The organism is Devosia sp. Root436, from assembly GCF_001426345.1.
GTDB lineage: Bacteria > Pseudomonadota > Alphaproteobacteria > Rhizobiales > Devosiaceae > Devosia.
Genome location: NZ_LMEM01000009.1, coordinates 337,619 through 350,244, shown reverse-complemented (window position 1 = coordinate 350,244; position 12,626 = coordinate 337,619). Strand labels below are relative to the sequence as shown.

General features: G+C 62.0%; 13 protein-coding genes. 8 read left to right on the top strand and 5 right to left on the bottom strand.

Annotated elements, in window-relative coordinates:
• Window positions 1–159: 159 nt before the first annotated feature.
• The 6 genes from rpoD to ASD04_RS06670 all read left to right on the top strand — a co-directional run bounded on the left by rpoD (window position 160) and on the right by ASD04_RS06670 (window position 5,599).
• Window positions 160–2,229, top strand: coding sequence for an RNA polymerase sigma factor RpoD (gene rpoD / locus ASD04_RS06695; protein WP_056254379.1), 2,070 nt, complete (start codon window positions 160–162; stop codon window positions 2,227–2,229).
• Window positions 2,229–3,533 carry an ARMT1-like domain-containing protein gene (locus tag ASD04_RS06690; protein WP_056254376.1) on the top strand — a complete coding sequence of 435 codons (1,305 nt, stop codon included), beginning with the start codon at window positions 2,229–2,231 and terminating at the stop codon, window positions 3,531–3,533. The genes rpoD and ASD04_RS06690 overlap by 1 nt, the downstream gene beginning before the upstream one ends.
• Window positions 3,530–4,678, top strand: coding sequence for a hypothetical protein (locus tag ASD04_RS06685; RefSeq protein WP_056254374.1), 1,149 nt, complete (start codon window positions 3,530–3,532; stop codon window positions 4,676–4,678). Before ASD04_RS06690 ends, ASD04_RS06685 begins: the two co-directional genes overlap by 4 nt.
• Window positions 4,639–4,989 carry a DUF2442 domain-containing protein gene (locus tag ASD04_RS19595; protein ID WP_280137670.1) on the top strand — a complete coding sequence of 117 codons (351 nt, stop codon included), beginning with the start codon at window positions 4,639–4,641 and terminating at the stop codon, window positions 4,987–4,989. Before ASD04_RS06685 ends, ASD04_RS19595 begins: the two co-directional genes overlap by 40 nt.
• A gap of 12 nt (window positions 4,990–5,001) precedes the next feature.
• A complete protein-coding gene (locus ASD04_RS06675) occupies window positions 5,002–5,295 on the top strand; it encodes an HlyU family transcriptional regulator (RefSeq protein WP_056254368.1) in 294 nt (97 codons plus the stop codon).
• Window positions 5,296–5,377: 82 nt separating this feature from the next.
• Entirely contained in the window at window positions 5,378–5,599 is a 222-nt protein-coding gene (locus ASD04_RS06670) for a hypothetical protein (RefSeq protein ID WP_056254364.1), read from the top strand.
• On the opposite strand, the gene ASD04_RS06665 is transcribed toward ASD04_RS06670, so the two are convergent.
• From ASD04_RS06665 to ASD04_RS06645, 5 genes are all read right to left on the bottom strand, one after another.
• Window positions 5,580–6,635 carry an Atu2307/SP_0267 family LLM class monooxygenase gene (locus tag ASD04_RS06665; RefSeq protein WP_056254361.1) on the bottom strand — a complete coding sequence of 352 codons (1,056 nt, stop codon included), beginning with the start codon at window positions 6,633–6,635 and terminating at the stop codon, window positions 5,580–5,582. The two genes, ASD04_RS06670 and ASD04_RS06665, sit on opposite strands and share 20 nt — an antisense overlap.
• Before the next feature lie 99 nt (window positions 6,636–6,734).
• Window positions 6,735–7,433 carry a tellurite resistance TerB family protein gene (locus tag ASD04_RS06660; protein ID WP_244488268.1) on the bottom strand — a complete coding sequence of 233 codons (699 nt, stop codon included), beginning with the start codon at window positions 7,431–7,433 and terminating at the stop codon, window positions 6,735–6,737.
• Window positions 7,434–7,595: 162 nt separating this feature from the next.
• Window positions 7,596–7,997 (bottom strand): hypothetical protein, encoded by a 402-nt coding sequence (locus ASD04_RS19700; protein ID WP_056254358.1) that lies wholly within the window; start codon window positions 7,995–7,997, stop codon window positions 7,596–7,598.
• A 180-nt stretch (window positions 7,998–8,177) separates the two neighbouring features.
• Window positions 8,178–8,693, bottom strand: coding sequence for a TIGR00645 family protein (locus ASD04_RS06650; protein ID WP_056254353.1), 516 nt, complete (start codon window positions 8,691–8,693; stop codon window positions 8,178–8,180).
• A 120-nt stretch (window positions 8,694–8,813) separates the two neighbouring features.
• Window positions 8,814–11,042, bottom strand: a complete 2,229-nt coding sequence (locus ASD04_RS06645; RefSeq protein WP_056254350.1) for an OmpA family protein — start codon at window positions 11,040–11,042, stop codon at window positions 8,814–8,816.
• A 254-nt stretch (window positions 11,043–11,296) separates the two neighbouring features.
• Here ASD04_RS06645 and ASD04_RS06640 point away from each other — a divergent pair, with 254 nt between their 5' ends.
• Both ASD04_RS06640 and ASD04_RS06635 read left to right on the top strand, forming a co-directional pair.
• A complete protein-coding gene (locus ASD04_RS06640) occupies window positions 11,297–11,719 on the top strand; it encodes a secondary thiamine-phosphate synthase enzyme YjbQ (protein WP_056254348.1) in 423 nt (140 codons plus the stop codon).
• Window positions 11,719–12,549, top strand: a complete 831-nt coding sequence (locus ASD04_RS06635; RefSeq protein ID WP_056254343.1) for a sulfite exporter TauE/SafE family protein — start codon at window positions 11,719–11,721, stop codon at window positions 12,547–12,549. The genes ASD04_RS06640 and ASD04_RS06635 overlap by 1 nt, the downstream gene beginning before the upstream one ends.
• The last annotated feature ends 77 nt before the right edge of the window (window positions 12,550–12,626 follow it).

The following is a 12,626-nucleotide window of genomic DNA, read 5'->3' as shown; positions in this document are numbered from 1 at the left end:
GCGATTTTGCATATGGCGATATGTGAAGTCATCCGAGGCGAACTTCGGTCGCACCAAGGGCGTTAACGCCTCAGTGACCGAGCCTTTACCTTGCCTTGAGGTGTCACCACTTAAGCCTTACCCGGACCCGGGCGCTCACGGGTTCCGACGGAGTACCAGATGGCCACCAAGGCAGCACCCAAGACCACCAAGGATACCGAGAAGCCGGAAGCCGGCGCCCCCGAGGCGACGAACGACTCCCCGCTGCTCGACATTTCCGACGCCGCCGTAAAGAAGCTCATCAAGGTCGCCAAGAAGCGCGGCTACGTGACCTATGAAGAACTTAACGCGGTGATGCCTTCGGACGAGGTGTCGTCCGAGCAGATCGAAGATTTCATGTCGATGTTCTCGGACATGGGAATCAACGTCGTCGATGAAGACGAGGTCGAAGAGACCGAAGTCGAAAAGGACGAGGAAGACCAGGGCCAGGAAGTGGCCCAGACCAGCAGCACCGCGGTCTCGACCACGTCCAATACCAAAGCCGGCTCCGACCGTACCGATGATCCGGTGCGCATGTATCTGCGCGAAATGGGCTCGGTGGAACTGCTGAGCCGCGAGGGCGAAATCGCCATCGCCAAGCGCATCGAGGCTGGTCGCGAGACCATGATCGAAGGCCTCTGCGAATCGCCGCTGACCTTCCAGGCCATCATCATCTGGCGCGAGCAACTCGCGCAGGGTGAAATCCTGCTGCGCGACATCATCGACCTCGAAGCCACATATGCCGGCCCGGACGCCAAGCAGGCCGCTCCGGCGCCGGACCTGGTGAGCCTCAACGCCGCTCCCAAGATGGAAACGGTCGTCGAAAAGCCCAAGGCTGCCCCAGCCCCGCGGCGCGCCTCGGGCGACGAAGACGACGACTATGTGCCCGAGGAGCCGCAGGCCCCGCAGGATCCGGCACCTGACGATGATGACGACGAGTTCGAGAACGCCCTGTCGCTGTCGGCCATGGAAGCCGAGCTCAAGCCGCAGGTGGTGGAAACCTTCGACCGCATCGCCAACGCCTATGGCCAGATGCGCGAAATGCAGGACCGGCACGCGGAGGACCGCTCGGCCTCGGTGTCAGATGCCGACACCAAGAAGCTCGATGTGCTGCGCGGCGAAGTCATTGCCGACGTCAAGTCGCTGTCGCTCAATGCCAGCCGTATCGAAAGCCTGGTCGAGCAACTCTATGATATCAACAAGCGCCTGGTGAAGCTGGAAGGACGCCTTCTGCGCCTGGCCGAAAGCTATGGCGTCAAGCGCGAGAAGTTCCTCGAAAGCTACTATGGCCAGGAAGTGAATCCGGCCTGGGAAGCGGGTCTTGCCGATTTCGACGGCAAGGGCTGGGGCGAATTTGCCCGCCGCGAAGCCGACACGATCCGCGAAATCCGCGGCGACGTGGCGACGCTGGCGACCGAAACCGGCCTCAATATCGCCGAATACCGCCGTATCGTGCACAAGGTGCAGAAGGGCGAGCGCGAAGCTGCGATCGCCAAGAAGGAAATGGTCGAGGCCAACCTGCGCCTCGTGATCTCCATCGCCAAGAAGTACACCAACCGCGGGTTGCAGTTCCTGGACCTGATCCAGGAAGGCAATATCGGCCTGATGAAGGCCGTCGATAAGTTCGAATACCGCCGCGGCTACAAGTTCTCGACCTATGCGACCTGGTGGATTCGCCAGGCGATTACCCGTTCGATCGCCGACCAGGCCCGCACCATCCGTATTCCGGTGCATATGATCGAGACGATCAACAAGATCGTCCGCACGTCGCGCCAGATGCTGCATGAAATCGGCCGCGAACCGACCCCTGAGGAACTCAGCGAAAAGCTGCAGATGCCGCTGGACAAGGTCCGCAAGGTGCTCAAGATCGCCAAGGAGCCGATCAGCCTCGAAACGCCGATCGGCGACGAGGAAGATTCCAACCTCGGCGATTTCATTCAGGACGTGAACGCGATCCAGCCGATCGACGCCGCGATCCAGAGCAACCTGCGCGAGACCACGACCCGCGTGCTGGCGTCGCTGACGCCGCGCGAGGAGCGCGTGCTGCGCATGCGCTTCGGTATCGGCATGAACACCGATCATACGCTCGAAGAAGTCGGCCAGCAGTTCTCGGTCACCCGCGAGCGCATCCGCCAGATCGAGGCCAAGGCCCTGCGCAAGCTCAAGCATCCGAGCCGGAGCCGCAAGCTGCGGAGCTTCCTGGATAATTGATGGCAGTCAACGGGGGGAGTAGCGCTGGTCTGTCAGACGTTGCAAAGGCTGTCCTGGATTTCCAGGCCGGCGCAGTATCGCCTTTCGCGACCCCTTCGAACTCCCCATTCGCCGAATATACACTCGATGATCGCCTGCCGATGCTAATTGAGCGGGTCATGCTCGGGGCCGCAGGCGCCAAGAGTTGGTCACGTCTGTCGGATCTCCAACTTTCGCTCAGCTCGCGCGGGCATGTTTCCGCTCTGGAACAAAACCCTTTCTTTCCCAAGGGCATTTGGGAGGAGTTGGCACGGCGCGTCGGCGACTGGCGGTCGGCGCCCTTTCTCGAACTTGAGTATTATTTCTACCTTCGCGTGCTCGAATGTACCGGGCTGTTCTTTCAGTTGGAGAAAGTGGACAGCTCGACTTGGCGCTATCCGACCGATCTCGATCCGTTTTCCGAAGAAAAGCGAGTTGGCCCGGTGCAGGCGCCGGCGGCTTGGGGACATCTCCAGAAACGACTGAAACAGATCGCTGAGAAGCGAGACAAGCGTGCCATGCTCACGCACGCGGTCGATATGTGCCTATACGAAAACCGGACGGACAGCAGCCAGACTGTCTCGCCGCGATCCCGTCAAGGCACCGGAGACGTTTCGTTGGGTCCCCTGGTGATTGACCACACCCGCGATTTGGTTTCAATCCTGTTGGGTGGGGCGCCGCGCCATATCAACATCGTGGCTGACAACTTCTCGCTCGAATTTCTGGATGACCTAGTACTCTGCAAGGCCATCTACGATGCCGGGCATTTTGAGACGATCACGGTCTGGGTCAAGAACCTGCCTGTTTTCGTTTCGGATGTGACCTATTCTGACTGGCTGTCTCTCAGAGATGTGATGACCAAGGCACATGACGCCGTTGGCAGCCTGTCGATGCTGCTACACGACCAACGGTTCAACGTGCGTAGCTCGCCCTTTCTTGATATGCCTTTTGATTTTTCGACCACGATCAGGCTAGTGGGTCACCTGCCGGAGATGAGCGCGCATCAGGATTTGTTCGCGCCCAATTCGGTCATCATCATCAAAGGTGACCTGAATTATCGCAAGCTGGTGGGAGATAGGCTGTGGACCCCTTCACAGCCTTTGCCAGCCAGCGTTGTCGGGTCCTCGCAGGTTTTCTGTCTACGCGCGATTAAGTCCGAATGCTTGATCGGGGTACCGGGTTATACACTGCCCCGCACTCTAGAAGAGCTACGCGACCTGCTACCGCGACGGCGAAACGTGACCAAAGAGGGGTATGCCTACCTGGCGCAGAGGGTTTTCGGATGAACGCCGAACTTACCGAGCAAGTCGCGTCACGTATTGCGGAGGCCGTAAGGACAGGTGGTGCAGTGCTACGTCTAACCGGCCTCGGGCTGGACACGCTGCCAACCGGGGCCATGCAGAAGCTGCGGCCGACGCTGCGTCGTATCAGTGCGCGACGCTGCATGCTCCACTCTATCGTAGGGATCGATAAATTTCCGAAGCTGGTCGAGTTGAAGATCAGCCAGAATCCGCAACTCACTGAGGGCCTTTCGGAGCTGGCCAGCCTGCGGTCGCTCGATATTCTCGATATATCGGGCTGCGATGGAGTAGTTGAAGAGAGCATCAATGTGCTCAGCTTATCCTACCTAGCCATGTCCAAGCGGTCGCGACCTAATATTGCCCGCACCGTTGCCGGCATGCGCAGTCTTCGTTTTCTCGACCTCAGCAATGGAAGCTTGGACGACGAGGCAGTCCAGGCAATAGCGAAGCTGACCAATCTCGAATATCTCGATCTCTCGTATTGTTCGCAGTTGCCGGACATGGCTCCGCTGCGAAATCTCACCAAGCTGCGCGTGTTCAAGGCCACGGAAACCAATTTGAGCAATCTCGACTTTCTCTCTGGTGCCGACCAGATCATGTTCGTAGGCGTGTCGAAATGCTCGTCGTTACGCTCCATTGATGGCATTAGACACGCCAGCCAGTTAGCGGGCATTGACGCCGGAGATACGCCAGCGCTTCGGTCGCTCGGGCCGGTGGCCAAAGGAAATCGCTTGGAGGAATTTGCCAAGGCAAGCCCAGAATTTCTGGGCCTGCAAGTCAACGACAAGGTTGGCGACCGGATGATCGCCCGTATAGCTTCGCAGGGTGATGGCCAAGTGACCGAAGAGGCTTTGAAGGCCATGACGGGATGGTCCTACAGCTGGCAGCATGGCTGGCGCGATTTGTTGGGAGCCAGTTTTGTCGCGACCCAGGAAAATCAACGGTTGATGCTGAGCGCGGCAGCAGCCGTTGCCATTCCGGCCCTGATAGGCGGGATGGGCTTTGTCATGAAGGCAGCCTGGGACAGCAATAATACCTGGCTCTTTGGGATCGCCGTTTTTGCCTCCATACTGCTTTTGCTTGCAAATTGGTGGCGGGAGGTTCTGTCCAAGGCGGGAGTGGGCAAATAACCGGACGAATTGCTTCCCGCCTCAAGCTCACCGCCATCCGCGCCATCGTGCCGTTCAGGTTGGTGGTGACGTTTTCCGATGGATCGTCCGGCACGTTCGATGCCGCTGGCATGATCGGGGAGCGGGGCGAGGGTACGGAGCCGTTGCGGGATCGGCGGTTCTTTGGCACGGTCGAATTGAAGAATGGCGTGCCGACCTGGCCGAACCACTTCGACATCTCGCCGGATTGGCTGCGCGAGGAAATGGAAAAACGCGGCGAACTGCAATTGCCGCTGCCGGTCCGCCGCCTGCGCGGAACGGGACAAAACTAGGGAGACCGGGCCATGTCGTTCTGGAAGAATTTGTTCGGTGGTGGCGGTTCGTCGAGTGCCGAGCCGGTAGGCGACAAGGCGCTGGGCGAGGAGGCCTACAAGGGCTTCCTCATCAAGGCGATCGAGATGAAGGCCGGCAGCGAGCTGCAACTGGCCGGGACGATCGAGAAAGATGTTGGCGGCGCGCTCAAGACCTACCGCTTCATTCGCGCCGACCGCATGAGTTCACGCGACGACCTGGTTGCCCTGGCGCTTGCCAAGGGGCGGCAGATCATCGACGAGCAGGGCGAAGGCATCTTCCGCTAGCTCGACCAACCCGATTTTGGCACTTGCCCGATCTCGCGGACCATGCGTCCTGCGAGCCGGGCTGCCGCACAGGAGAGTACCAATGGCAAAGAAACCCACGGCACGCAGTGAATTCGTGATGTTCGACATAATCTATGAGGACGGCAGCCAGCGTTCCAATCGCAAGGTGGATGCGAGCCTGCTCGGGGGGCTCGATGGCGACGAACCGGCCCGCGAAGCCATCATGGAGCAGGATCGCGCCATTTCGGAAAAGTCCGGCCTGCCGCCGCTGGCGATCAAGACGATCAAGCGTTCGGGAAAGTAATGCTCAGCGCCTTGTCCACCGCCGGCTTCACCACCGTTCCATAAAGCTCGATGGCCTTCATGACCTTGTCGTGGGGCAGGGTGCCGACGCTCAGTTGCAGGCCGAAGCGGTCGTGCCTGAACCATTCGTGCTGCATCAGGATCTTGTCGATGACCTCCTGCGGCGATCCCATGAAATAGGCGCCTTGCGGGGTGGCGCCAGCGTCGAACTGCGCGCGCGTGGTGGGCGGCCAGCCGCGTTCCTTGCCGATGCGGCTCATGGCGGCGCTGTGAGCGGGAAAGGCGATGTCGCGCGCATCCTGGCTGTCGGCGGCGATGAAGCCGTGTGAAGAAATGCCGACCGGCAGCGCTTGCGGATCGCGGCCCACCTTTTCCGCCGTGTCGCGATAGAACTGCACTAGCGGCGCAAATTGCTGCGGCTGGCCGCCGATGATGGCGATCATCAGGGGCAGGCCGTAATAGGCGGCGCGGGCCACCGAATTGGGCGTGCCGCCTACGGCTATCCAGATGGGCAGCGGGTCCTGCACCGGCTTGGGGTAAATCTCGATGCCGGGGATGGGCCCGGTGTGGGCGCTGCCCGGCCAGGCGACCTTGCCGCCTTCACGAATCTTGAGCAGCAGTTCGAGCTTTTCCTCGAAGAGGCTGTCATAGTCGTTGAGGTCCAGCCCGAAGAGCGGAAAGCTTTCGACGAAGGAGCCACGGCCCGCCATGATTTCAGCGCGACCATGGCTCAGCAGGTCGAGGGTCGAGAATTGCTGCCAAACGCGGATCGGGTCTTCCGAGCTCAGCACGGTAACGGCCGTGGAAAGGCGGATCGATTTCGTGCGGGCGGCGGCAGCGGCGAGTATGGTCACGGGCGCCGAGGCGACGAAGTCGGGCCGGTGGTGTTCGCCCAGGCCATAGAAGGCCAGGCCGAGCTGGTCGGCCAGCTCGATTTCCTCGAGCAGGTCATTGAGCCGCTCGGCTGGGCCTTGCAGCGCGTTGCCGTTGAGCGGATCGGGGGTGTTTTCGGCGAACGAATAAAGTCCGAGTTCCATCTGGGTGACTCCTGGTTGGGTCACAGATGGCTCGACCGGCAGATGCGATCAAGAACGCACAGGGATGTAACCGCGCGCCGAAGCGCGCGGCTTGCCCGATCAGACGTTGCTGGCGGACGGGGTGTAGGCGAAGGGCGCGGCGGGTGCTGCCGCGGGCTCGGGCGCCTTTTCACCGGCCGCCTTGTGGATCTCGGCAACCAGGGCCGGGGCCAGTCGGAGCTTGGAGGCCAGCGCGTCGAGATAGGCGCGCTCGGAAGCGGTGTCGGCGGTGATTGCCACCAGCGAGGCGGCGTAAATCTCGGTGGCATGCTCGGGTGTATCGGCACGGGCGGCCACGGCATTGATATCGAGCGGACTCGACAGTTCGTCGAACACCCAGGCCTTTTCCTCGGAGGAAAGGTTCATGGTCTCGAGCTTGCTGAAGATGGCTTCCTTCTCGTCGGCGTCGATGCGGCCGTCGGCCTTGGCGGCTGATATCATGGCGCGGACGAGGGTCTTACCCAGTTCCTCATGTGCCTCGGCATCACCGGCGGGCGGAATGAACGCATCCTGCGCGGGTGCCTGGGCGCCCTGCTGGTTTTTCTGGTAGTTCTGCCAGGCATTATAGGCGAGGCCGCCCACGGCAGCGACGGCACCGAGCTTGGCGGCATTGCCGGCAAGCTTGCCCAGGCCGCCCCCGCTTAGCAGCATGCCGGCAGCGAGGCCCGCCGCACCGGTCATGGCTGTGCGCTGGGCATTGGGGTCGGTCTGGAGAGCTTTGACGATCTGGTCGATGTTGAACATGGGTTCTCCCTTCATTGTTGTTTCCGCACATGGGGACGCAGAGGGGCCAGCGCAAGGTAGCCGGGCAGGGCGTAGTGACGCGCCGAAAAGCAAGACCCCGGCGGGGTAGCCGGGGTCTCCTTTGATACCGTCGGAGGGAGGGCCGATGGTATCCGGAAGGTAGGTTGGATGCCGTTGTTAGACGGCAGGCTCGGCAGCCGGAGCAGCGTCGGTGGCCGGAGCCTCGACAGCAGGGGCTTCCGTAGCGGGAGCCGCGTCAGTCGCAGGGGCCGCATCAGTCGCCGGAGCGGCCGGAGCCTCGGTCATCGGGGCGGCGTCAGTCGCGGGAGCCGCGGGGGCTTCCGTCATCGGAGCCGGAGCCAGAGCCGGATCGGCCGGGGCTTCGGTCGTCATGGGGGCGCCGTTCACGTCAACCGTGGTTGACGGGCCCGAATTGGCGGAGAACACCAGGTAGCCGATGGCCAGGAGGGCCAGGGCGACGATGATGCCGACGAACCAGCCGGTACCGCTGCTTTCGCGGGTATAGACCGTCCGGTTGCCGTCGTTGGTATAAACGGTATCGCGTTCAGGGATAGCCATGAGTTCGCTCCTTTGTTTCACCGTATGGCAAAGAAACGCAGGCTTTTTGTTTTCGTTCCCGAAAGCGTGATCACGCTATGCGCAGTTTGTTGCGGCGAAAATAGCGCTTTTGATTCAATGGATTGTCAGTCCGGAATCGGCCTTCCAGAAGGGGCTGAACAGGCACTGCGACAAAAAATTTCAGATATCAGGCCTTTTTGCCTTGCCCGGCTTCTTCGAAATCCGGTCGATCAGGGCCAGGAATAGCGCCGATACGATGAAGGTGAGGTGCAGGATCGTGTACCACATGATCTGGTTGTCTGTGTATTGCGGTACGTTGAGGAATATCTGCAGCAGGTGGATCGAGGAGATGGCCACGATGGTCGATGCCACCTTGATCTTGAGCGAACCGGCATCGATCTGGCCGAGCCAATGCACGTCGTCCTCATTGTCAAAGCGCGAGACGAAGTTCTCGTAGCCCGAGATGATGACCATGACGACGAGGCTGGCGATCAGCGCTGCGTCAATCAGGCCCAGGATCTTGAGGATAGTCTCGGTCTCGTCCATGCCGATCATATGGCTGGCGAAATCCCAAAGCTTGAAACCGAAGCTGACGGCATAAAATGCAAGCGCCAGACTCAGGCCGATATAGAACGCCACCAGCAGCCAGCGAGACGCCAGGATGACGCTCTCGACGAAGATTTCCAGCCGCTTCATGGGATGCTCCAGCACTCAGTGCTGCTGAGATAGCAATTTCTGGCCATCTGGCAAGGCACCGATGCAAAAGCAAAAGGCCGGGCGCTAGGCCCGGCCTTTCAAAGTGCTGTTTGGCAGCGATCAGTGGGCCGCGACGGTGATCAGCGGCGTGATGCGGCGGATAGTGACGCGACGGTTTTCACGTTCGGCCGCTTCGGTGCGGACCTTGAGGTAGCGCTCGCCATAGCCCTGGGTGGCCAGGTTTTCCGGCGGGACGCCATAGAAGTCGGTCAGGATGCGGGCCACCGTGGCGGCGCGCTGGTCCGACAGGCCGAGGTTGGAGATTTCCGAACCCACGGCGTCGGTATGGCCTTCGATGAGGAAGGTTTCGCGGGGGTCACGCTCCAGCAAGGCCAGCATGGCGTTGGCGACGGCCGACAGATTGCCGACCTGGTCCCGGCCGATGGTGGCTTCGCCGGTATCGAAGGTCAGGCCACCGACTTCCAGCCGACGCACGCTGTCACGAATACGGGCAGAGCGCTTGACCTCATCGATGGAGTAGAGGCGGGCAACCTGCTCGACCGGCGGCTGGGCAAAGAAGATTTCCAGCTCGTCCTGATCGGCATTCCGGGCATCCAGCACATAGTCCTGGACCGGGATGTCGAGACGCAGTGGCGGCAAATCCTGGCCCGGATCACGCCATTCGATGAGATTGTCGTAATACTGCTCGTCGAAGTTGGCGAGCACGTATTCCTGACCGTCGGGCGTGAAGCGCGAACGACGAAGGACGTCACCGTTGCGATTGCGAACGGTCACGATCCGGGTACCGTCCGGGCGCGTGATGACCTCGCGTACGCGGCCATTGCTCAGGTTCTCGTAGAAGATCTCGTCTTCCTGCGGATTGTAGAAGCGATCGGTGTCCTGGCCGATCGAATTCACCACGAGCTGCGTACCGACCTGCAGGATGACCTGGGTGATGAGGTCGCCGGTGCTGGCGGACGTTACAGGCGACTGCTCTACGACCGTCACGTTGTTCTGCTGGCCAATATTGGTCTGAGTGTTGTTCGTGACGTCGCCGTTGACCGTGGTGTTGGTTGTATTGTTGGTCGTGTTGTTCGTTATGTTGTTGATGTAGTTATTTACGACCGTCTGGGTAACCGTGGTATTTTCAGTGGCGGTTACCTCGGTGCCTTCTTCGGCAGCGGCGGCCGGTGCTGCCGCAAATGCCTCGATGGCCTCGGACTGCGCCGCAGCATCGCTTTCGGGCAGCGTTTCAACCGTGACGACCTCGGCTTCCATTTCGGCCGGGGCTTCTGCATCAGCGGCAGGTGCGGCCTCGCCCGTGGCGGCCGGTTGGGCAGACGTGGCTTCCTTGCCCGAGTCGGTCAGAGGTGCCGCTTCGCCGGCCGTGCCTTCAGGTACGGGCTCGGTGGGCATGGCAGCCGGGTCGGCCGGTGCCGCAGGATCGGTGGCCGGGGCTGGCTCAGCCGGAGCCGGCTCTTCAGTGATAGGCTCTTCAGCGGCCGGCTGCTCGGCAGCAGGCTGTTCGGCCGCAGCAGGCAGCGTGGGAACCACGGGCAAGCTCAAGCCATACTGGGCAAGGCAGGAGTCGATATCGGCAAAGCCGGCCCCAGCGCAAAGCGCGGCAATCTGGGCCTGGGCATCGGCCATCTGGGCCTGGGCCGCAGCGGCGTCACCACCGGCCATCAGGTCGGCGATGGCAGCGTTGTAGAGATCGATCTGGACCTGCAGGTCCGCAGAAATGTCGACCGTGGCAGCCGGAGCCTCGGGGGCAGGTTCTTCAACCGGCGCCTCCTCGACCACAGGCGCTTCTTCGGCCGCCGGAGCGGGCTCTTCGGCGACAGGGGCGGGTTCTTCGGCCACGGGAGCAGGCTGTTCGGCAGGCTGCTCGGGTGCAGGGGCAGGCTCTTCAACCGGGGTCGGCTCCGGAGCGGGCTCAGGGGCAGGTTCCGGTTCGGGCGTCGGCTCGGGTTCAACGGCGACTTCCGGCTCGGGAGCCGGTGCCGGTTCGGCCTCGACAGGCGCGGGCTCGGCGGGCGCTTCCTCGGCAACAGGCGCTTCCTCGGCCGGCGCGGCTTCGGGTGCGGGTTCTTCGGCGGGTGCGGGCTCGGCAGCCGGTGCGGAAATAGCGGCGATGCATTCGTCGATGCTGGCATAGCCAGCCACGATGCACAGTTCGGTCAGGCTGGCCTGTGCGGCCTCGAGCGCGGCGGCGTCACCGGATGCCTGAGCGGCTGCATAGGCCTGGTAGGCAGCGACGAGATCGCCGTCCTGCGCGCGCACGGTCAGCGGCAACAGGGCCATCAGACCGATGCTGGTGCCGGTGAGGAGCCAATTTCTAAGGCGCATTGTTCTTTCCTTTATGTCGGTTGACGCTTGAGCCAAGCATCACGAGGCCAGTCTGAACGCAAACTGAACGGAGCGTCGGACAGTTTGGGCCATGCTTTCTCCCCGCAAGGCCCGCAACGCCTGGGTTGAGCGATGGTTCCCGGTGCGGGCGGGAGGAGCGTGGCCGGCCGAACGTGGCGCCATTGCGGCGGAGTGGACGGATTGGGCCGCGATGCGCTTTGCCGGGACGGAGGGAACATGATAGGCCGGAGGCCATGCAGCAGTCGGTCGATACGCTCACAATTCCGACGCAGGGGCAGGGCCTCTACGAGTTCACCCCGGCCGTGCGGCAGTTCGTTGCCGCGGCCGATATCGCTACGGGGCTGCTGACGGCCTATGTGCGCCACACATCCTGCTCGCTGCTGATCCAGGAAAACGCCGATGCCGACGTCAAGACGGACCTCGACGGTTTCTTTGCGCGCCTCGTGCCGGAGGGCATGGACTGGCTGGTCCATACCACAGAAGGACCGGACGACATGCCGGCCCATATCAAGGCGGCACTGACGCAAACGACCATCGGCATACCGGTGCTCGAGGGCGAGCCGGTATTCGGCACCTGGCAGGGAATTTATCTATTCGAGCATCGTCGCCGCCCGCATCGGCGCGACGTGGTGCTGCATCTGATTGGAGACCGTTGATGGATTGGGCGACGCTGGCCGGTTACTGGCCCTTCGTGCTTGGGCTGATGGTGACCGGGGTGGTATCTGGCGTCGCCGCGGGCCTGCTGGGCATCGGTGGTGGGGCGATCATCGTGCCGGCACTGAGCAATGCGCTGCTGCTGCTGGGCTATGATACCGACGTGGTGCAGCATGTGGCGGTGGGCACCTCGCTCGCCATCATCATTCCCACCGGCATTATGAGCGCGCGGGCGCATTACAAGCGCGGTGCGCTGGACCTCAAGGTGTTGCGGCTATGGGCCCCCTTCATCGTCGCCGGTACGTTTATCGGCGGGCTGATGGCGGGGCTGTTCTCAGGCGACGTGCTGCGCATCGTCTTCGCGGTGATGGCCTTCGTGATCGCGGCCAACATTATCTTCGCCTTTCAGACCAGGCTGATGGGGCATCTGAACGGCTCGGCTCCGACGCATCGGGCTTCGGCCTTCGTGGTGGGCTATATTTCGTCGCTGATGGGCATTGGCGGTGGTTCGCTGACCGTGCCGACGCTGGTGGCGTTCGGCGCCACCATGCATGCGGCGGTGGGCACGTCGGCGGGGATCGGCGTGGCCATTGCGGTGTCCGGGACACTGGGTTTCATCATTTCGGGCTGGGGCGCAGCGGGCCTGCCGCCGCTCAGCCTGGGCTATATCAACCTGGTGGCGCTGGTGCTGGTCGCGGTGCTGGCCGCCGTGTGTGCACCGATCGGAGCGGCTTTGGCGCACCGGCTGGAGCAGAAGACGCTCAAATATGTGTTCGCGATCTTTTTGGTCGTGGTGGGGCTCAACATGCTGTGGGAAGTGATCACGGGATAAAGCAAAGCCCCCGCTTGCGCGAGGGCCTTGCCGGATCAGGTTGGTGGGGACGGGTGACTACGGTATTTCCGATCGTC